Origin of the sequence: Streptomyces griseoruber, assembly GCF_001514205.1 — a bacterium.
In the GTDB taxonomy this organism is placed as follows: domain Bacteria; phylum Actinomycetota; class Actinomycetes; order Streptomycetales; family Streptomycetaceae; genus Streptomyces; species Streptomyces griseoruber.
The window spans coordinates 75791-96473 of sequence record NZ_KQ948780.1 but is presented as its reverse complement, the minus strand read 5'-3'; the positions used below and the strand labels follow the sequence as shown (position 1 = coordinate 96473).

At 72.6% G+C, this 20683-nt stretch carries 16 protein-coding genes and 1 tRNA gene; 5 read left to right on the top strand and 12 right to left on the bottom strand.

The annotated features are described in order from the left end of the window. Positions 1–87: 87 nt before the first annotated feature. From AQJ64_RS35770 to pgsA, 4 genes are all read right to left on the bottom strand, one after another. Positions 88–630 (bottom strand): hypothetical protein, encoded by a 543-nt coding sequence (locus AQJ64_RS35770; protein ID WP_099053933.1) that lies wholly within the window; start codon positions 628–630, stop codon positions 88–90. 261 nt (positions 631–891) lie between these two features. Continuing rightward, positions 892–2064, bottom strand: coding sequence for a glycosyltransferase family 4 protein (locus tag AQJ64_RS35765; protein ID WP_055633415.1), 1173 nt, complete (start codon positions 2062–2064; stop codon positions 892–894). Next, positions 2061–2981 (bottom strand): phosphatidylinositol mannoside acyltransferase, encoded by a 921-nt coding sequence (locus AQJ64_RS35760; RefSeq protein WP_055633416.1) that lies wholly within the window; start codon positions 2979–2981, stop codon positions 2061–2063. The genes AQJ64_RS35765 and AQJ64_RS35760 overlap by 4 nt, the downstream gene beginning before the upstream one ends. Continuing rightward, positions 2978–3703 (bottom strand): phosphatidylinositol phosphate synthase, encoded by a 726-nt coding sequence (gene pgsA, locus AQJ64_RS35755; RefSeq protein WP_055633417.1) that lies wholly within the window; start codon positions 3701–3703, stop codon positions 2978–2980. The genes AQJ64_RS35760 and pgsA overlap by 4 nt, the downstream gene beginning before the upstream one ends. A 294-nt stretch (positions 3704–3997) precedes the next feature. Between pgsA and AQJ64_RS35750 the strand changes: the two genes are divergently transcribed. Next, positions 3998–6193 (top strand): elongation factor G-like protein EF-G2, encoded by a 2196-nt coding sequence (locus AQJ64_RS35750; protein WP_055633418.1) that lies wholly within the window; start codon positions 3998–4000, stop codon positions 6191–6193. 186 nt (positions 6194–6379) lie between these two features. After that, positions 6380–8032, top strand: coding sequence for a hypothetical protein (locus AQJ64_RS35745; RefSeq protein ID WP_055633419.1), 1653 nt, complete (start codon positions 6380–6382; stop codon positions 8030–8032). A gap of 36 nt (positions 8033–8068) precedes the next feature. On the opposite strand, the gene AQJ64_RS35740 is transcribed toward AQJ64_RS35745, so the two are convergent. Continuing rightward, entirely contained in the window at positions 8069–8626 is a 558-nt protein-coding gene (locus AQJ64_RS35740) for an HIT family protein (RefSeq protein WP_055633420.1), read from the bottom strand. A gap of 67 nt (positions 8627–8693) precedes the next feature. Here AQJ64_RS35740 and AQJ64_RS35735 point away from each other — a divergent pair, with 67 nt between their 5' ends. Next, positions 8694–9362, top strand: coding sequence for a potassium channel family protein (locus AQJ64_RS35735; RefSeq protein ID WP_055633421.1), 669 nt, complete (start codon positions 8694–8696; stop codon positions 9360–9362). Positions 9363–9390: 28 nt separating this feature from the next. Here the strand turns inward: AQJ64_RS35735 and thrS are convergent, their stop codons facing one another. The 3 genes from thrS to AQJ64_RS35720 form a co-directional block, all read right to left on the bottom strand. Continuing rightward, entirely contained in the window at positions 9391–11367 is a 1977-nt protein-coding gene (gene thrS, locus AQJ64_RS35730) for a threonine--tRNA ligase (protein WP_055633422.1), read from the bottom strand. Between the two features lie 122 nt (positions 11368–11489). Beyond that, positions 11490–12716 carry a hypothetical protein gene (locus tag AQJ64_RS35725; protein ID WP_055633423.1) on the bottom strand — a complete coding sequence of 409 codons (1227 nt, stop codon included), beginning with the start codon at positions 12714–12716 and terminating at the stop codon, positions 11490–11492. Next, a complete protein-coding gene (locus AQJ64_RS35720) occupies positions 12713–13279 on the bottom strand; it encodes a DUF4365 domain-containing protein (RefSeq protein WP_055633424.1) in 567 nt (188 codons plus the stop codon). Before AQJ64_RS35720 ends, AQJ64_RS35725 begins: the two co-directional genes overlap by 4 nt. 215 nt (positions 13280–13494) lie before the next feature. On the opposite strand from AQJ64_RS35720, the gene AQJ64_RS35715 reads away from it, so the two are divergent. Continuing rightward, positions 13495–14220 (top strand): 3'-5' exonuclease, encoded by a 726-nt coding sequence (locus AQJ64_RS35715; protein WP_055633425.1) that lies wholly within the window; start codon positions 13495–13497, stop codon positions 14218–14220. 55 nt (positions 14221–14275) lie between these two features. Here the strand turns inward: AQJ64_RS35715 and AQJ64_RS35710 are convergent. Further along, positions 14276–14347: transfer RNA gene (locus AQJ64_RS35710), tRNA-Val, on the bottom strand. 39 nt (positions 14348–14386) lie between these two features. Continuing rightward, positions 14387–14833, bottom strand: a complete 447-nt coding sequence (locus tag AQJ64_RS35705; protein WP_055633426.1) for an SRPBCC family protein — start codon at positions 14831–14833, stop codon at positions 14387–14389. Between the two features lie 66 nt (positions 14834–14899). Between AQJ64_RS35705 and AQJ64_RS35700 the strand changes: the two genes are divergently transcribed. After that, positions 14900–17248, top strand: a complete 2349-nt coding sequence (locus AQJ64_RS35700; RefSeq protein ID WP_055633427.1) for an SCO7613 C-terminal domain-containing membrane protein — start codon at positions 14900–14902, stop codon at positions 17246–17248. 7 nt (positions 17249–17255) lie between these two features. Here the strand turns inward: AQJ64_RS35700 and AQJ64_RS35695 are convergent, their stop codons facing one another. Continuing rightward, the gene (locus AQJ64_RS35695; RefSeq protein WP_055633428.1) at positions 17256–19991 is read right to left on the bottom strand and encodes an exo-rhamnogalacturonan lyase family protein; all 2736 of its coding nucleotides are present in this window, start codon (positions 19989–19991) and stop codon (positions 17256–17258) included. 95 nt (positions 19992–20086) lie between these two features. After that, complete coding sequence (locus tag AQJ64_RS35690; RefSeq protein WP_206189677.1) at positions 20087–20677, bottom strand: hypothetical protein; 591 nt, start codon at positions 20675–20677, stop codon at positions 20087–20089. Positions 20678–20683: the final 6 nt, after the last annotated feature.

Genomic DNA, 20683 nt, shown 5'->3' with positions numbered 1-20683 from the left:
ATTGTGCAATCACCGAGGAAACGGGAGCGGACCAGTCCACAGCAAGGGCCAATGGGAAGGCGGTGGATCGTTTTCGCTCCGGGCGGCTCAGGAGGCGCGGTCCGCCAGGGCGGCGGGGGCCTCGTCGTCCATCTCGAAGGCCATCGGGAACGGGGCGTGACCGGCCAGCCGGAACCAGCGGACCTTGCGGTGCTCGCGCAGCCGGCGGGCGGCGCCGACGGTGTCGTTGTGGAAGCGGCGGGCCATGGGGACGCGGCGGACGGCCTCCGTCAGCTCGTGCGTCGCCGCCTCTCCCCCGGGTGCCTCGCGGACGGCCTCCACCTGGCGGGCGTCCGCGAAGACGGCCCGCAGGGCCTGGCTCAGCTCGCTCTCGGCGACCTCCCGCTGCTCCTCCTCGGCCTGCCGGGCGGCGTGCGCGGCCTCGTACAGCACGATCGAGGCGGCCGGGTCGAGGACCCCCGAGGTGGCCAGCTCCTGGGCCACGGACGCCCGGCGGAGCAGCTGGGCGTCCAGCGCCGCGCGCGCGGCGTCGATCCGGGCGTGCAGGCGGTCCAGGCGGCCCGCCGTCCAGCTCAGGTACAGGCCGATCGCGACGAGGACGACGAGGGCCCAGATGAGGGTTGGGGTCACGGGCAGCAAGGCTATCGGCACCCCCTGCCCCACCGACGGCACGGTCGCACCCCCGGCACAACCGCACCGCACGCACGGTCTCACCCGGGATCCGCACCGACGCCACCACCCGCGCGGTCAGCCAGGAACCCGACCTACAGCACCACCGAGGCCCCACCCCACCACACACCCGGTCAGCCAGGGAACCCGACCTGCGCCGCCGCGCGCGCGGTCGGTCGGGAGTCGGCGCCCGGGAGTCGTCTCCTCGCCCCGGCCGCGTGGTCAGTCGCGGGCCAGGCCCAGGCGGGCTCGGAGGCCCGGGCCGCCCCGGTCGTCGTCGGTCGCGGCCACCGCCGCCGCGCCCGCCGTGACCGTCTCGTACACCGACAGGATGTCCGCCCCGACGGTGGACCAGTCGAAGCGGCGGACGTGGGCGCTGCCGCGCCGGCGCAGCTCGGCGCGGCGCTCCGGGTCGCCCAGGAGCCGTACGGCCGCCTCGGCCAGCGCGTCCGCGTCCTCGGTGGCGAACAGCTCGCCGGCCGCGCCCTGGTCGAGGACCTGGGCGAAGGCGTCCAGGTCGGAGGCGAGGACGGGGGCGCCCGCCGACATGGCCTCGACGAGGATGATGCCGAAGCTCTCGCCGCCGGTGTTGGGGGCGACGTACAGGTCGACGCTGCGCAGGAAGCGTGCCTTGTCCTCGTCGCTGACCATGCCGAGGAACTCCACGCGCGCGTGCAGTTCCTTGGGCAGGTCGGCCACCGCCTCCTCGGCGTCGCCGCGGCCCGCGACCAGCAGCCGGGCCTGCGGCCGCTCGGCGAAGATCTTCGGCAGGGCCTTCATCAGCACCGGCAGTCCCTTGCGCGGCTCGTCGATCCGGCCGACGAATCCGATCGTGTCGCCCTGCCACTCGGGCCTGGGCTCGGCCCGGGCGAAGAAGTCGACGTCGACGCCGTTGGGGATGACGACCGCGTCCCCGCCGAGGTGCTCCACGAGCGTGCGGCGGGCGTACTCGCTGACCGCGATCCGTGCGCTGATCTTCTCCAGCGCGGCCTGGAGGATCGAGTACGCGGCGATCATCGCGCGGGAACGCGGGTTGGACGTGTGGAAGGTCGCCACGATCGGCCCCTGCGCGGCCCAGCAGGCCAGCAGACCGAGGGACGGCGAGGTCGGCTCGTGGATGTGGATGACGTCGAACGAGCCGTCGTGCAGCCAGCGGCGCACCCGGGCGGCGCTGAGGAAGCCGAAGTTCAGCCGGGCCACCGAGCCGTTGTACGGCACCGGGACCGCGCGGCCGGCCGAGACGACGTACGGCGGCAGCGGGGTGTCGTCGTCCGCCGGGGCGAGGACGGACACCTCGTGGCCCAGCCGGATGAAGTACTCGGCGAGGTCGCGGATGTGGAACTGGACGCCGCCCGGCACGTCCCAGGAGTACGGGCAGACGATGCCGATCCTCACGCGGTCCCCCCGGGACCGGGACGCGCGGGGTCGAGATCCGCGCGCCACAACCGCTGAAGCATGTGCCAGTCCTCCGGATGGTCGGCGATACCCGAGGCGAAGGCGTCCGCCAGGGCCTGTGTCATGACAGACGTCCTCTCGGCCCGGGTACCTGACCGGGGTACCTCGATCGGGGGATGGACGCGGCCCTGCATGACGGGCGAGTCGTCGTACCAGAGCGTGACGGGGAGCAGCAGGGCGCCGGTCTGCTGGGCGAGCAGGGCCGGGCCCGCGGGCATCGTCGCGGTGTCGCCGAAGAAGCTCACCTCGACGCCCGAGGCGGACAGGTCGCGCTCGGCGACCAGGCAGACCAGACCGCCGTCGCGCAGCCGCCGGGCCAGGGTGCCGAAGGCGGCGCCGCCGCTGTGCGGCAGGACCTCCATGCCGAGGCCCTCGCGGTAGGCGACGAAACGGTCGTACAGGGATTCGGGCCTGAGGCGTTCGGCGACCGTCGTGAACGGGGTCGCCAGCTCGGTGGTGACCCAGGCGCCGGCGAGATCCCAGTTCGCCATGTGCGGCAGGGCGAGGACGACGCCCCGGTCGGAGGCGATGCCGTCGGTGAGGTGGTGGAGGTCCTTGGGGTCGAAGCCGGTCCTGATCCGCTCCTCGCTCCACGCCGGCAGCCGGAACGACTCCATCCAGTAGCGCAGGTACGACCGCATGCCCGCGCGCGAGAGCTCGGCGAGCCGCTCGGGGCTCGCGTCCGGCACCACGCGCGCGTAGTTGCTCTCCAGTCGTCGTACGCCCTTGCCGCGTTTCTTCCAGGTGAGGTCGGCGACGGTCCGCCCGAGGCGCACCGCGGCCGGCTCGGGGAGCTTCTTCACGGTGCTCCAGCCGAGGCCGTACAGCGCGTCGGTCAGGCGCTCCTGCGGGCTCACTTCGCGGCCTCGCTCCCCCGTGTCTCCGTGGTACCGGTGGCCTGCGTGACGTCCGTGGCGTCCGTCGCGTCCGTCGCGTCCGTGGCCGCCGCGGCCTCCGCCTCGGCCGACTCCCGCCGGACCGTGACGACCCGCTGGATCAGCGTGACCAGGCTGCCGACGGCCACGATCCACAGGGCGACGGGCAGCAGGTACTGGATGCCCGGCACGCCGAACGTGTGCAGCCCCGCGAGCCCGGCCGCGACCAGCGAGACCACCAGGCGTTCGGCCCGCTCGACGAGCCCGTTGACGGCGACCGGCAGGCCGATCGATTCGCCACGGGCCTTGGTGTACGACACCACCTGACCGCTGGCCAGGCAGAAGATCGAGACGGCGCACAGGACGTTGTCGTCGCCGTTGCCCGCGTACCAGAGGGCGAAGCCGCCGAAGATCGCGCCGTCGGCGACCCGGTCGAGCGTGGAGTCCAGGAAGGCGCCCCAGCGGCTGGACCGGCCGAGCTGGCGGGCCATGTTGCCGTCGACGAGGTCGGAGAACACGAACAGCGTGATCACGACCGTGCCCCAGAAGAACTCTCCCCTGGGGTAGAAGACCAGCGCTCCCGCGACCACACCGGCGGTGCCGATCAGCGTGACCGTGTCGGGGCTGACGCCCCGCCTGATCAGAAATGCGGCGAACGGCGTGAGGACACGCGTGAAGAACGCACGCGCGTACTTGTTCAGCATGGCCTTCCCGAGGTTCGGTTGGCCGCGCGGCCCCTGCTGGCCACCGGCTGGCCCATCGTAGCCACGCGCGCGTGTGTGCGACGGACGGGCACCCGCACCCCGTGTCACAGCACGACGGCATCCGGGTCACGGCCCGGTCGCGGCCGTCCCCGCCCGGCTTGCCGTCCGCCGTATGGACGCGCGGTGACGGGAGTGGAAAGCTCGAAGGACCGCGGGCGTCGCCGGAGCCGCCATCGCACGCGGGGCCGTGATGCCCGCGCCCCCGAGGACCTCACCGTGCACGGGAGGCAAGAAATGGGCGACAAGGCACACACCCACCCCGGAGCCGCCGGCAGAGCTACGGCGGCCGACCATCCCGCGTCCGTACGGAATGTGGTGCTGGTCGGCCACTCCGGATCGGGCAAGACGACTTTGGTGGAGGCTCTCGCGCTGACGGCGGGAGCGGTGAACCGGGCGGGCCGCGTGGAGGACGGCGGCACGCTCTCGGACTACGACGAGATCGAGCACCGGCAGCAACGCTCCGTACAGCTCTCCCTGGTGCCGGTCGACTGGGACGGCATCAAGATCAACCTACTGGACACCCCCGGATACGCCGACTTCGTCGGGGAGCTCAGGGCCGGTCTGCGCGCGGCGGACGCGGCCCTCTTCGTCGTCTCGGCCTCGGACGGCGTGGACGGCTCGACCCGCATGGTGTGGGAGGAGTGCGCGGCGGTCGGCATGCCGCGCGCCATCGTCGTCACGCACCTGGAGGCCGCCCGCGCGGACTTCGAGGAGCTGACCCCGCTGCTGGCGCAGGCGTTCGGCGGCGACGACCCGGACGCCGTGCTCCCGCTGTACCTGCCGCTGCACGGCACCCAGGCGCCCGACGGGCACGCACCCGTGACCGGGCTGACCGGGCTGCTGTCGCGGAAGCTGTTCGACTACTCCTCGGGCGAGCGCAAGGAGTCCGAACCGGGCGAGGACCAGCTTCCGGGCCTGGAGGAGGCCCGCAACCGGCTGATCGAGGGGATCATCGCCGAGAGCGAGGACGAGACCCTCATGGACCGCTATCTCGGCGGTGAGCAGGTCGACGTCAAGACGCTGATCGAGGACCTGGAGCGGGCCGTGGCGCGCGGCACGTTCTTTCCCGTCCTGGCGGCCGCCCCCGCCGCCGAGGGCGCCCGGCAGGGCATCGGCACGGTCGAACTGCTGGAGCTGATCACCAGGGGCTTCCCGACGCCTCTGGAGCGCGAGGCGCCCCAGGTGACGACGGTCGACGGCAGGCCGCGCGAGTTGAAGCTGTGCGACCCCGCCGGGCCGCTGGTCGCGGAGGTCGTGAAGACCTCGTCCGACCCGTACGTCGGCCGGGTCTCGCTGGTGCGGGTCTTCTCCGGCACCCTGCGCCCCGACGAGACGGTGCACGTCTCGGGGCACGGCATGGCCGACCGCGGTCACGAGGACCACGACGTCGACGAGCGCATCGGCGCCCTGTCCGCGCCCTTCGGCAAGCAGCAGCGGGCGCTGACCCACGCCATCGCGGGCGACCTCGCGTGCGTGGCGAAACTCAGCCGCGCGGAGACCGGCGACACGCTCTCCGCGAAGGACGACCCGCTCCTGATGGAGCCCTGGCAGATGCCCGACCCGCTGCTGCCGCTCGCCATCCAGGCGCACAGCAAGCCCGACGAGGACAAGCTCTCGCAGGGCCTGTCGCGGCTGGTCGCCGAGGATCCGACGATGCGCCTGGAGCAGAACCAGGACACCCACCAGGTGGTGCTGTGGTGTCTGGGCGAGGCGCACGCGGACGTGGCCCTGGAGCGGCTGCGCGCCCGCTACGGCGTCCAGGTGGACGTGGTGCCGCACCGGGTCTCGCTGCGGGAGACGTTCGCCGACCGGTCGGCCGGGCGCGGGCGGCATGTGAAGCAGTCGGGCGGGCACGGGCAGTACGCGATCTGCGAGATCGAGGTGGAGCCGCTGCCGGGCGGGGCGGGCATCGAGTTCGTGGACAAGGTCGTCGGCGGCGCGGTGCCGCGGCAGTTCATCCCGTCCGTCGAGAAGGGCGTACGGGCGCAGGCGGCCAAGGGCGTCGTGGGCGGGCATCCGCTGGTCGACGTGCGGATCACCCTGCTCGACGGCAAGGCGCACTCGGTGGACTCCTCCGACGCCGCGTTCCAGACGGCCGGCGCGCTGGCGCTGCGCGAGGCGGCGGCCGAGGCGAGGATCCATCTGCTGGAGCCGGTGGCCGAGGTGAGCGTGCTGGTCGGCGACGACTACGTGGGCGCGGTGATGAGCGACCTGTCGGGGCGGCGCGGGCGGGTGCTGGGCACCGAGCAGACGGCCGGCGGGCGCACCCTCGTACGGGCCGAGGTGCCCGAGATCGAGATCGGCCGGTACGCGGTCGACCTGCGCTCGCTGTCGCACGGCACGGCGCGCTTCCACCGCGCGTACGCCCGCCACGAGCCGATGCCGCCGCAGGTGGCCGAGAAGGTCCGGCAACAGGCGGCGGCCGGGTAGCGGTTGGGGCTGAGCAGGCCTCAAGTGCCCAGAGGGGAAGGTGATCCTCCGGTTCGGCGGGCGGCTTCGGCCGTCCGCCGACGGATGTCAGTGGCTGGAGATACGCTGATGACCTGATCAACAGGTGTGCGGAGTACGGAAGTCGGGAAGGCCGCAGGAGCGGGATCGCGGCGAGTGGGGGCGGGAATGACCGTGGAGGACTTCTTCGGGCCACAGGTGCCCCGGACGGGCGGAGCGGGGCAGGGCCCGACGTTCGCGCTCGCCTCGGCGGCCTACCGGGACACCCCGATGGAGGAGATCAAGAAGGCCGACAACGAATGGCACCAGTCGACGGTCAACGAGGGCCGCAAGTGGGCGAAGATCTTCCGGCCCAACTTCGGTGAGGCGTACTCCCAGGCGGTGATCGACCGCATGCTGGGCGTCGGCCGCAAGCCGCTCATCCAGTCCTTCGGCAGTGAGCCCCAGGTCGTCGTCGAGCACTGCCTCGCGGCCACCCGCATCCGCCGGCAGCGCGACATCACGCTGACCGGCATCATGCTGCTGTGCGGGGTGCTCTTCCTGCCCGGACTGCTGGTGTGGCTGCTCGTCTTCCAGCTCCGGGCCGGTATGGCCAGGACGGACAACAAGCGGATCTCCGGACTCGGCACCGGCCTGCTCGTCGCGGTCGCCGCCCTCGCCGTGATCTTCCTGGTCCGGATGCCGTTCGCCGGCGTCTGGGGGTGGTACGCGCGTGGCTGCATCGTCGCCCCGATGGCCGGCTGGTTCCTGGCCAAGCGGGTCTGCGAGCGCACCGCGAAGGACCTGCGCGAGCGCTGGGACGGGCTGCTGTCCGGCGGCAGCATCGGCGCGAAGGTCCCCGAGGCGGTGCCGACCAGCCCCGACCAGGCCGCGGCCGAGCAGCTGCGCCAGTCCCTGGCCCGGCTCAGCGCCGAGCAGCAGTCCAACTCGGTCTTCTACGCCGGCCCCAAGGGCATACTCGGCATGGGCACCCGCTGGGGCTCCTGGTCCCTGGCGGAGGAGCTGACCCCGGTCGACCCCGTGAAGGGCGTCCACGAGTTCCGCAGCTGGACGGTCGTACGGGCCATCCACGAGGAGCTGACCGTGCTGCACCGGCAGCGGCTGAAGACCGGCGGCTTCCCCGAGCCGCAGGTGCGGCACTGGATCGTCACCCATGTCGGCGAGGGCGCCAAGGAGGTCACCCGGCCCGAGGGGACGGACGTCGAGGCGTACCAGGTCAAGCCGAGGGCCGTGGAGGACATCTGCAACGGCAAGCAGTTCGACGGCGGCGACCGGCACTACCTGGGCGTGCAGTGGCCGCATCTGTACAACGGCAGCCTGATCCTCACGATGATGGTCACGGTGACCGTGCTGAAGGAGACCCTGCGCATCGAGGTCACCGGGCACGCGCTGGGACCGGTCAACGGCCTGTTCAGCAGCAAGCCGGAGGCCCCCACCAAGGAGGTCGCCAAGACCGTCCGCTTCTGGGAGACGCGGACCATCAAGCTGCCCCTGGTCACCACCGACGAGGTGGTCCGGCTGGCCGCGCGGGCCACGATCAGCTGGTACCCGCCGCTGCTGAAGTGGCTCGGCGGCTCGATCGGCCTGCCCGAGCCGTTCGGCCTGCGGCACGCCTGGGCCGACCAGCCCTGGCGGCACCGCTTCATGGCCGACGACGCGCTGCGCACGGCCACGCCGGTGCTGCGCGCGGTGCACCGGGCCGCGTTCCGGGTGCTCAAGGAGCACGACGTGGACCTGGAGAAGTTCAGCTCGCGCTCGTCGGTCCTGAGCGGCGGCGTGCAGGAAGTGTCACCGCGCAAGGCCGACACGTACGACGCGTGAGTGTCCGGGGGCTCCGGCCCCCGGACGCGCCCACCGTCACCGGGGCCAGGCGTCGGCCAGCATCTTCCGCGTGTCCGCCAGCAGCTGCGGCAGGACACGCGTGTGGCCGACCACCGGCATGAAGTTCGTGTCCCCGCCCCAGCGGGGCACGAGGTGCTGGTGGAGATGGGCGGCGATGCCCGCGCCCGCCACGGTCCCCTGGTTCATGCCGATGTTGAAGCCGTGCGCGCCGGACGCGGTGCGCAGGGCCGTCATCGCCTGCTTGGTCAGCTCGGCCAGCTCGAGGGTCTCGGAACCGGTCAGCTCGGTGTAGTCGGCGACATGGCGGTAGGGCACGGTCATCAGGTGGCCGCCGTTGTACGGGTAGAGGTTGAGCACCGCGTACACATGCTCGCCCCGTTGGACGATCAGCCCGTCCTCGTCGGATTTCGCCGGGATCGAGCAGAACGGGCAGCCGTCGTCGGCCCCCGGGCCGGTCGGCTTGTTCTCACCCTGGATGTAGGCCATCCGGTGGGGCGTCCACAGGCGCTGGAACGCGTCCTGCGTCCCCACTCCGATCTGCTGCTCCGGCTCACTCGTCATGCAAGGCAGCATATGGCTTCGCCCGTTCGCGGCGTGTCGCCGGGGTTGCGGGTGAAGCCCGGCGGGCGAAGCTGGCCCGATGGACGAAGTCAGCCGCCAGGCCCGCTGGGAGCAGCGCACCGAGATCCCCCTCGCCTTCGCCTCGCTGTTGTTCCTCACCATGTACGCGATCCTGGTCCTCGCCCAGGACCTGCCGGGCGCCTGGCGGGACCTGTGCACGGCGGTGCTGTCCCTCACCTGGGCGATGTTCGCCGCCGACTACGGGGTGCGCTGGCGGCTCAGCGGACAGGGGCTGCGCTTCGTCCCCACACACAAGCTGGACACCGTCGTCGTCGTGCTGCCCCTGCTGCGCCCGCTGCGGGTGGTCAAGGTGTACGAGGCCGTCCAGCACCGGCACGGCGAACCCCGGCTGTCGCTCTACGCGCGCGTGATCACGTATGCCGGGCTGACGACGGTGCTGCTCGGCTTCGCGTGCTCGCTCGCCGTCTACGACCGGGAACGGGGGGCGCCGGGCACCGAGATGCACAGCTTCGGGGACGCGCTGTGGTGGGCGTGCGCGACGCTCACCACGGTCGGCTACGGCGATGTCGTCCCGGTCACGGCCGGCGGCCGGACGATCGCGGTGGGCCTGATGGCGTGCGGGCTGGCGCTGCTGGGGGCGGTGACGGGTTCGTTCTCGTCGTGGCTGGTCCAGGTGTTCTCGCTGGAGAGCGACCGCGAGAACGTCGAAGGGCCCCCGGGGAGCTGAACTCCCCGGGGGCCCTCCCACGGCCGGATCAGACCTGCGTCCGCTCCTCGACGACCTTCGCGATCTTCGCGATGGCCTCGTCGAACGGGATGCCGTTCTCCTGCGAGCCGTCGCGGTAGCGGAAGGACACCGAGCCGTTCGACATGTCCTCGTCGCCCGCGATGACCATGAAGGGCACCTTCTGCTTCTGGGCGTTGCGGATCTTCTTCTGCATCCGGTCGGAGGAGGAGTCGACCTCGACGCGCAGCCCCTGCTTACGGGCGGCCGCGGCGAACTTCTCCAGGTACTCGACGTGCCCGTCGCCGATCGGGATGCCGAGCGCCTGGACCGGCGCGAGCCAGGCCGGGAAGGCGCCCGCGTAGTGCTCCAGGAGCACCGCGAAGAACCGCTCGATGGAGCCGAACAGGGCGCGGTGGATCATCACCGGGCGCTGCTTGGCACCGTCGGGGCCGGTGTACTCCAGGTCGAAGCGCTCCGGCAGGTTGAAGTCGAGCTGGATCGTCGACATCTGCCAGGTGCGACCGATGGCGTCCTTGGTCTGGACGGAGATCTTCGGCCCGTAGAAGGCGGCGCCGCCCGGGTCGGGGACCAGGGGCAGGCCCTGCTTCTCGGCGACCTGGCGGAGGGTCTCGGTGGCCTCCTCCCAGACCTCGTCGGAGCCGACGAACTTCTCCGGGTCCTTGGTGGACAGCTCCAGGTAGAAGTCGGTCAGACCGTAGTCGCGCAGCAGGCCGAGCACGAAGGTGAGCGTCTTGTCGAGCTCCTCCGACATCTGCTCACGGGTGCAGTAGATGTGCGCGTCGTCCTGCGTGAAGCCCCGCGCGCGCGTGAGGCCGTGCACCACGCCCGACTTCTCGTACCGATACACCGTCCCGAACTCGAACAGGCGCAGCGGCAGCTCGCGGTAGGAGCGGCCTCGCGCGTCGAAGATCAGGTTGTGCATCGGGCAGTTCATGGGCTTGAGGTAGTAGTCCACGCCCTCGTCGAGCTGCATGGGCGGGTACATGCCGTCGGCGTACCAGTCCAGGTGCCCGGACGTCTCGAAGAGCTTCCCCTTCGTCGCGTGCGGGGTGTAGACGAACTCGTAGCCCTCCTCCTCGTGGCGGCGGCGCGAGTAGTCCTCCATCACCCGGCGGACGATGCCGCCCTTGGGGTGGAAGACGGCGAGGCCGGAGCCGATCTGCTCGGGGATGGAGAACAGGTCGAGCTCGGCACCCAGCTTGCGGTGGTCGCGCTTCTCGGCCTCGGCGAGGAAGTCGAGGTACGCCTTCAGCTCGTCCTTGGACGGCCAGGCGGTGCCGTAGATGCGCTGGAGCATGGGGTTCTTCTCGCTGCCGCGCCAGTAGGCGGCCGCGTTGCGCATCAGCTTGAACGCCGGGATGAGGCGGGTGGAGGGCAGGTGGGGACCGCGGCAGAGGTCCTTCCAGCACAGCTCGCCGGTCTTGGCGTCGAGGTTGTCGTAGATCGTCAGCTCACCGGCGCCGACCTCGACGTCCGCGCCGTCGTCGGAGGACGCGGAGCCCTTGAGGCCGATCAGCTCCAGCTTGTACGGCTCGTCCGCGAGCTCCTCGCGGGCGGCCTCGTCGGTGACGACCCGGCGGGCGAAGCGCTGACCGCGCCGCTGGATCTCCTGCATCTTCTTCTCGATGGCCTTGAGGTCCTCGGGCGTGAACGGCTTCTCGACGTCGAAGTCGTAGTAGAAGCCGTCCTTGACCGGCGGGCCGATGCCCAGCTTGGCCTCGGGGAAGATCTCCTGCACGGCCTGGGCCATCACATGCGCGGTGGAGTGGCGCAGGATGTTGAGGCCGTCCTCGGAGGCGATCTCGACGCCCTCGACCTCCTCGCCGTCGGAGAGCACGTACGACAGGTCCCTGAGCTCGCCGCCCACGCGCGCGGCGATGACGGAACGCTCGCCGGCGAAGAGGTCGGCGGCCGTGGTGCCCGTCGTCACCGTGCGCTCTTCCCGCTCGGAATCGCGTTGGATGATCACACGGACGTCTGACACCGGTCTCTCCTGACTGAAGGTGGGGTGCGGCGCCATACCGGGAGCGCGCGCAATAGGGGATCGTACCGACCCGCACCCGCCGACCGCGAAATCTGTCCCGTCCCCTGCGGCCCCGCAGCGCCTCAGTCCCCGTCGTACTCCCCGCCGCAGGCCTCCTCGAAGAAGTCGAGATGTTCCTGGAGCGACTTCATCAGCCGGTCCCGCTCGGCGTCGTCGACCTGGACGGGTACGACCCCGCAGGCGCCGGTGAGCCTGCGGAAGCCGCCCCTGCTCTCCAGCCGCCCCTGCACCCGCACCGGCAGACCGACGAGGTGGGCCTGCCCGGCGGTGCGGTAGTCCTCCTCGTCCAGGGTGATCCGGACGTGGGGGATCTCGGCGCCGGCCAGCACCCGCAGCCGTACGCTGCCCTCTCCGCGCGGCCCCGACCTGCGCAGCCGGACGACGGTGCCGGTGATGCGCACGGACACGGCGGGTTCCTCGCGCAGATAGCGGGCGCCGGCCTCGCGCAGCACGGGCAGGTCGCCGGGCGAGAACTCGACGGGCTCGTTCGTGGCGGCGCAGTCCTCGGGCACTCCCGCCGCGGGGGACCATTCCACCGCGACGCGGGCGCCCTCGGTGCCGCGGACGAGGGCGATCAGGGCGTCGGTGAGCTCCCGGCTGGCGCCGGCCTCCACGGCGCCGTCGAAGGCGTCCATGCCGCCGGTGGCCCGCTGGTAGTCGATGGCCTCGCGGACCGCGTAGAGGGCCTGGTGGAGGCGGACGGCGAGGGGGCGGATCGATCCGGCCGGCACGAAGGCGGTCAGCCGGCGGCCGCCGGCCCCGGAGCCGACCAGGACCTGGTCGAGCAGGGCGGAGGCGGCCCTGCGGTGCCGGGCGCCGTAGTAGCCGGCCCGCGCGCGGGTGGCGAGCGCGCCGGCCAGGAGCATCTGGCGGGCGGCGCCGCGCAGCTGTTCCTCGACGGTCCAGGGCGCGGCCCCGGCGGGCCCGTGCGGGGTGTCGCGCCACCAGCGGATCTCGTCGCTGGGTACGGCGAGCCCGACGAGCACCTCGCGCGCGGAGGGCGTGCCGCTGCGGGCGAGCGCCTGGAGCGCCTCGCCGAGCAGGTCGTCGCTGTCGGGGAAGGCCCGGCTCTCGGGCACGAGGAGACTCGTGCCGCCCGCACCGGGCCCGGGTGGGGTCCAGCGGCCGTAGCGTCCGGCGGCGCCGCCCCGCCGCTGCCAGCCGTGCCGGCGCAGCAGGGCGCCGAGGACGGCCGGGTCGACCTCGCCGGGCTCGGGGGCCCGGTCCCAGCAGAGCTCGGGGTGCGGCCGTACCGCCCTCAGGGGCTCGTCGAGGGGCCGGTGGGTCATGGTCTGCCTCCCGTCCCGACCCGCGTCATGATCTCGCACAGGGCCCGGTCGTCGAAGATGCGTGAGGTCGGTATCCGCACGGTGGTCCGGGTCCGCCCGGTGATCGGGTGGCCGGCCAGATTGACCCAGTAGCAGCAGTGCCGCAGGTCGAGGCGGTCGTGTCCGGCGCGCAGCCACTGGTCCTGCGAGCGGGGGACGATCATCACGACCAGGATCTTGTGCACCGACACCGGGGTGCGGGCGAGCTTGCGCAGGTGGTCGTTGTCGAGGGTGAAGGAGAAGAACCGGCCCGGCGGACCGGGCGGTATCTGGTAGGTGGCCTTGAGCTGCACCTTGATGGTGACCTCGTCGTCCACGGTGTGCCCGGGTGCGCTGTGACTGACGTGCCAGTCGATGCCGTTGTCCGGGAACGGCTGGGACAGCGAGCAGCCCGCGGCCGCCGCGACCGCGTGCAAGTACCCGACCTGCAGTGTCTCCATGCAGGCGGTGGTGGCGAGTGTGCCGCGATGGGGGCCCGTCTGTTCGGGCAGCAGCCCGCCCCGCTCGGGCTGCGCTATCGCCATGACCAACTGCCTTCCACGACAAGTGAGATGCCCGGAACCGGGCCGAACGAAATGCCGAGTGAACCTCGGTGAGAATCCCGCCGCGGGCCGCTGAACTGCAAAGACCCGTACTCCTGTTGTGTCCTTCCGGCGTACGGCGCAAACAGCCCGGGTATCACCAAACGGGCAGAAGACGGTGCGTCAGCTGCCGTGGGTGAACGAGGGGTTGTGTTGGTATGTCGTACTGGTACGAGGGCCCGCTGGCCGCTTTCGACACGGAGACGACGGGCGTCGACGTGGAGGCCGACCGGATAGTGTCGGCCGCCCTCGTCGTCCAGGACGCGCCGGGGGTACGGCCGCGGGTGAGCCGCTGGCTGGTGAACCCGGGCGTGCCGGTGCCCGCCGAGGCGACGGCGGTGCACGGGCTGACGGACGACCATCTCCAGCGCAACGGCCGCTGGCCGGCGCCGGTGATGTTCGAGATAGCCGAGCTGCTCGCCGAACAGGCGGCGGCGGGACGGCCGTTGGTCGTGATGAACGCGCCGTTCGATCTGACCCTGCTGGACCGCGAGCTGCGCCGGCACCGGGCCTCTTCGCTGGGTCACTGGCTGGAACCGGCGCCGCTGCGGGTGCTGGACCCCCGGGTGCTGGACAAGCATCTGGACCGCTACCGCAAGGGCCGGCGCACACTGACCGACCTGTGCGGGCACTACGGCGTGTCGCTGGCCGACGCGCATGACGCGGCGGCGGACGCGCTGGCCGCGCTGGAGGTCGTGCGGGCCGTGGGCCGGCGCTTCTCGGCGCGACTGGAGCGGCTCTCCCCCGCCGAGCTGCACGCGCTCCAGACGACGTGGTTCGCGGCGCAGGCGCGCGGCCTGCAGGCGTGGTTCGCGCGCAGCGGCAACCCGGAGACGGTGGACACGTCCTGGCCGGTCCGCCCGGAACTGTCGGCGGCGGCCTAGCCGGGACCGGCACGCAAAAAGCCGGCCCGCGGTATGCGGACCGGCTTTTTCCCGGTGGGCGATACTGGGTTCGAACCAGTGACCTCTTCGGTGTGAACGAAGCGCTCTCCCACTGAGCTAATCGCCCGGGAACGCACTGAACAATACAGGTCCCCGCACGCTTCCTTCAAACCGCTTCCAGACGGGCGGCCAGTCCGCGCCGCCCGGCCCGCATCATCAGCCGGTGATTGGCCCGGAACAGCGGGCGCCCGGGCACGGCGAACCGTCTGAGCAGCGGCTTGCGCACCTCGACCACCTGCTCGTAGCGGGCGAGGGTGCCGGGGCCGTCGGCGGTGAGCGTCCAGCGGGCCCAGCCCTCGATGTCGCCGGACATCGCGATCTCCAGGACGCCCGCCGTCGGATCGCGGCGCGTCTCGCGCGCGGTGAACGTGATGTCGTGCGGCAGCAGTGAGCGGATGCGGATGATCCCGGTGGTGTCGTCGAGCCGGTTCACCTCGCGGACCTGGCGCCACCAGCGCGGATAGTCCTCGGCCCGCTCCAGCGCGGCGTAGACGACGGCGGGCGGCGCGGGCAGGGCCCACCGGCTGAGGAAGCGGTAGTGCGTCCAGTCCATGGGCCGAGTGTGCCGGTACGGGGGTCCGCCCGACGGCATTTGAGTACGTTCTGAGTACCCGTACGCATGCCGTACGAAAGTGACGCGCCCCACACTCCTGGCATGACGTCCCTTCCGCCCCCGGCCGAGGAACTGCGGATCCTCGATGCCGAGCTGTACCGACTGGACGCCCGGCGCGCCCAGTTGCTGGCCCGACGGGCCTGGCTGGTCTCCGTTCTCCAGCCGGTACGGCCCCTGCCCGCGCCGCCGCCCCCCTCTTCTCGGCCGGAGGCCACCGCACCCGGTGTACAGAACGTCCTGCTGCTGCTCGGCGGTGTGCTGCTCACCGTGGCGGCGATGGTGTTCACCCTGGTCAGCTGGGGTCATCTGGGCATCACGGGCCGCTCCCTGGTGCTGGGCGGGGTCACGCTGGCCGTGCTCGGCGCGCCGGTGGCGCTGCTGCGGCGCGGGCTGCGCTCGACCGCCGAGTCGGTCGCGGGGCTGGGCCTCGCCCTCACGGTCCTGGACGCCTACGCCCTGTACGAGGCCGCGTTCGCGGGGGCGGACGGCGTGACGTACACGGCTCTCGCGTCGACGGTGCTGGCGGCGCTCTGGGCGGCGTACGGCATGGCTCTCGACGAGCTGCGGCTGCCCCGCCCGGCCGCCCTGCTGGCCGGCCAACTCCCGCTGCCGCTCTGGGTGGTGGCAGCGGACGGCGGGCCGTACGCGGTGACGGCCGCGCTGCTGCTGACGGCGGCGGGCGACGCCGTGGTCGCGCTCCGGGTGTCCGGGCGGCCCCTCCGGCCGGTCGCCCTGGTGTGCGCGTTCACCGTGGGCGGCCTCGGCGTGCTCGCGTCCGTGGTGCTCTCGCTGGACGCGTCCGGTCCGGGCGCCGCCGCCCGTGCGGCGGGGCTCCTCCTTCTCGCGGCGGCGATCGCCCTGGGGGTCGCGCGGTTCACGCCGCACACCGCGCTCGCCACGGGTACGGCGCTGGCGGCCGGGCTGTGCGCGGTCGCCGGGGCCGGCGGTGTGCTGCGGGTGTCGCTGCCCGGTGCCTGGGTCGTGCCCGCGTGTCTGGCCTGCGGGATCGCGCTGCTCGCGGTCGCGCGGGGCACGGCGCCGGTCCGCCGGGGGCTCACTCTGGCCTCGTACGCCGTGCAGGGCGGCGCCGTGCTGTGGGCGCTGCCCGCGGCGGGTGTCGCGCTGCTGGGGCCGACGGTGTGGCTGGGCCGTGTCTGGGCGGGAGCGCCCGAGGACGCGCGGGCGGCGGTGACGGTCGACGCGTTCTGGCCGCCGCACTCGGCCACCGCTCCCCTGGTCCTCGTCGTGGTCGCCGCGCTGCTCGCGGTCCGCGGCGACGCGCGGTGGCGTCCGTACGCGCTCGGGCCGGCCTGGGCGGCGGCGGTCGCCCTCCCGGCCGCGCTCGAACTGCCCTATGCGGCGGGCCTGTCACTGCTCGGGCTGCTGGTGACGGCACTGCTGTGGCGCGGCACGCCGTCGGCGGCCGGTCTCGCCGTGGCGACCTCGCTCAGCCTCGGCCTCCTCTCCCTGGCCGCCGAGCCGGCCACCCTGACCGTCCTGGCCTCGCTGACCGCCGTGTTCGCGGCGGCCGCCCTGCGCGGACGGGCCGCCCCGGTGCCGGCCGCCGCCTCCCTCGGCCATGCCACGGCGCTGGCCTGCGCGGTGGGCGCCTCGGCCGGCTGGCGGCCGGAGCACATCGCCCTGCTGGTCCTGGTGGTCCCGGTGGCGGCGGCCCTGCTCGCGCCCCGGATCGCCGACCCCGCCGGCACGCTCGCGGTGGAGATCACGGGTGCCGTCGCGGGCCTGGTCGCCGTCGGTCTCGCGCTCCCCGACCTGCCCCTGCTCGCCCTGGTGCTGTCCCTGTGCGCGGTGATCACCGCGGGCACGGCCGTACGTCCGGACCGGCGCCGGGTCGGCCACGCGGCCGTCGTCCTGTTCGTGCTGGCCTCCTGGGTGCGGCTGGCGGCCTGGCAGGTTGGCGTCCCGGAGGCGTACACCCTGCCGGTCACCGTCCCCGCACTGCTGGTGGGGGTGGTGCGCCGGCGCCGTGACCCGCGGTCCTCGTCCTGGACGGCGTACGGCCCCGGGCTCGCCGCCACCCTCCTGCCGAGCCTGGCCGCGACCTGGGGCGACCCGGAGTGGACCCGCCCCCTGCTGCTGGGCGCGGCCGCGCTGCTGGTCACCCTGCTGGGGGCCCGGCACCGGCTCCAGTCGCTCCTGGTGCTGGGCGGCGCGGTGCTCGTCGTGGACGCGCTGCACGAACTCGCCCCGTACCTGGTCCAGGCCGCCGACGCGCTCCCCCGCTGGGTGCCTCCCGCCCTCGCCGGACTGCTGCTGCTCGCGCTCGGGGCGACGTACGAGCAGCGGCTGCGGGACGTCCGGAAGGTGCGGGAGGTCCTGGGGCGGATGAACTGACCGCCGGTTACGGCATCTTGTCGCCGAGGAGGGCCAGGTTCTCGATGGCGGCGAGGCCGTAGAGAGCGGTGTCGTTGGTGGACACCCAGGCGGCCTCGCTGCCCGCGACCAGGGCGGCGGGGCCGCTCACCGGTTCCGTCTTCCACGGCGAGGACTCGGTGTAGCCGTCGGAGCTGTAGAACTTCGTCCAGGCCCGCTTGGCGAGCTTCTCGTCGCCGGTCTGTACGGCGGCGTACGCGTCGAGGCGGGAGTGGCCCTGGAACAGCAGCAGGGTGCCGAAGTGGGAGCCGTAGCGCGCCGCCTGCTCGGCCTTGGTGGCGTTGAAGTAGCGGCAGTAGTCGAAGTAGGCCGCGTCGAAGGCCGGCATGTCGACCAGGTGGATCAGCTCCGCGCAGAGTTCGTTGAGGCCGAAGACGGCGGACAGGTGGGAGACGCCGACGACCGGGGTGGTGGCCACGGCGAACTTCCCGGTGTCGAGGTCGTACAGGCCGCTGCCCTGGACGAAGCCGTTGGGCTGGGCGGCGATCGTCTCCATCGTCGACAGCACGCGCGCCCTGGCCTTCTCCCACTTGGGGCCCTTGCGCTCCCACTCCGTGAGCCACGCCGAGACCAGACCGCTCCAGTCGGTGCCGAAGCCGATCGACAGGGCGTGCCGGTCGGGGGTGTACGGCTCGGTGCGGATCTTGCGCAGCGGGTCCAGGGCGAGGAACGTCTCGTCGGAGTCGACGTTGGCGTGCATGAGGTCGCCGACGCGTTCGTCCGCCGTGAGGAAGTAGTAGTAGCGGCGGTAGGTGGTGTTGGCGATGCGCTGCTGCTTGGCGCTGTCGGCGTAGTGCTGGACGCCGTGCCGGGTGCCCAGGCCCGCCCACTGGCCGATGTGGTAGACGTCCACCTCGCCGGTGTGCCGGGTCATCGCCTCGGCGAAGCGGAAGATGTCCGCACGGCCCGAGCGCAGATACGCGAACCAGAGCCAGAGGTCCGGGGACAGCTCGGAGTTGTCCCAGGCGTAGCCGCCGATGTCGTACCGCCACTGGTGGCGGACCGTGTCGTAGGTGTGCATGATGTCGCCGTAGTCCCAGAAGCCGTACCAGCGGCGCTGCTCCACCTGGTCCTTGTAGTAGGTGAAGAGGAAGTCGAGGTGGTCCTCGATCTTCGCCTTGGCGGGGGTGGAGCGGTCGGGTTCGGAGTACAGGCCCGGGCCGAAGACCTTCGCCTTGATGAGCTGCCGGGGCGGGGCGGCCAGCTGCGGGAGGACCCGTACGGCCTCGACCTGTTCGGCGAGCCGCGCGGGCGTCGGCGTCGACTCATGGGCCCAGAACAGCAGTTCGGAGGTACGGGCGATCCCGTAGGGGGTGCCGAATTCCGGCTCGTAGTCCTCGTAGGTGATGTTGAGGCCTTCGAGCTGCTCGGGGAAGGTGTCCTGGCCCATGCCGTCGTGGTAGAAGCGCAGGTCCATGGGCTGGGCCTCGGGGGACCAGAGCCAGAGGGTGACCTCGGCGGCATCGGTGTGCGCGTCGCGGATGTCGAGCTGGGAGGGGTGCCGCTCCCAGAAGTCCCTGAGCCCGAAGGAGAATCCGCCGCTCGCCCCGCCGACGTACCCGAAGCCGGAGGCCCGCTTGCCGCCGCCGGCGCCGATCCACCCGTACCCCTTCTTGGTGCGCTTGCGCAGGGTGAAGCCGTCGGCGGAGAGCTGGGAGAGGGTGTAGTCGCCCCACTCGGGGATGTACTGCAGACGGGTGGTGACCCGCTGGTCCCAGGTGGCGGGGTCGGGCAGCTTCTCCCCCGCGTACTGGGCGGCCTGCACGGCGGCGCCGGGGTCGCGGCGCAGACCGGTGATGCCCTTGACCGCCTCTCTCAGCAGACCGGTGCCCTCGCCGCCGATGCGGATGTGGCGGTCGTACGACTCGTCGCGCATCGGCACGGTGAAGCGCACCCCGAGACCGCGGATGAAGTCGCCGGAGGCCTTGCCGGGCTCCTGGGTGCCGTCGTACGTGATCGTGTGGACCATGCGGAAGGAGTCGGCGCCCGCGTAGAAGTAGAGGCGGATCGAGAACGGGAGCCAGCTGCGGCTGCCCTTGCGGTGCTTGCCGTCGATACGGACGACCGCGCGGACCGGGCCCTCCTGCTCGACGGTGACCTCGCCGATGGCGCCCTCGAAGCGCTCGGTCCTGACCGTGCCCTGGTCCTCGTCCTCGATCTCGGGCTGGCGGATCAGGACCAGCCGGCCGTTCTTGGCGATCTCGGTGGAGCCGCGCCTGACGGACTTGACGATCGAGGCGCCGTCCTTGCCGATCCTCACCGTGATGACACCGGTGGAGACGTCGACCGTGCCGCCGCTCCTGTCGACGGTGACCTTCTTGCCGGGGGCGGCGGGGGTGCCGGCGGCGAGGGTGAGCTTGCCGGAGCCCTGGCTGACGGCGTGCGCGGTCCACTTGAGGGAGCCGTCCGGCCAGTAGGCGATCGGCCAGGACTGGACGGGGACGTCCTTGCCGTCGGCATCCGTCAGCGCGAAGGTCTGGTCCTCCTGGAAGGCGCCCATCGGCCAGGGCACGCCGAGCGTGGAGCCGGGGGCGGCGCCGAGACCGCCGTCCTCCAGCCAGTCCAGGGGCACCGGATCCGCGTCGGCCGCCGCGGCCCGGGGCGCGGCCCCGGCGTCCTTGGTCCCGAGCGCCCAGGAGAACTGCGCGGCGGCGCCGGCGACGGCCGCCGCCTTGAGGAGGGACCTGCGGGGGATGGGAGACATGGTCTTTCCTTTCCCGAGTCTGACGGGTCAACTAGTCAGGGGCATGACAGGGAGAGGTACGGCGCCGCCCCCGGGGGCGCGCCGACCCCGGGGGTTCAGCGGGTGCGCCGGCGCTCCTCCACGGCGACGGCGGCGGCCACGACCGCCCCGAGCACCGGGACGGCCAGCGGGGCGACCACCCAGCCGGACAGGGCCACGACGGCCAGCCCGGCGACGAGCAGGAACGATCCGGCCGGGTCGCGCACGGTCCGCCGGCCCGCCTCGGCGAGCAGCGGACGCCAGAGCCGGCCCGGCTCCCACACCGCCGCCGCGCGCAGCCCCGCCACCACGAGCCCGAGCAGCGCGAACAGCCCTACGGCCCCGACGAGCGGCCCGCCGGGGATCCCGGCCCGCGCGGCCTGGACGTCCACCCGGACCGCGGCCGCGGCGGCCCAGCCGGCGAGTCCGACGAGCCAGCCGCCGCGCACGGCGGAGCGGAAGTCGGCGACGAACTCCCGCAGCCCGCCGTCCTCGTGGCGCGTACGACGCCGCAGATGCCGGGCGCCGGCCGCGAGGGCGGCAGGGTAGGTGACGAGGCCGAGGCAGGCCACGGCGATCCACACGCCGGTGAGCAGCGTCTCGGCGAAGAGCGCGAAGCGCTCACCGAACACGGACTCCTTGCGTGCCTTCACCCGTGCCTGCGCCATGGCGAC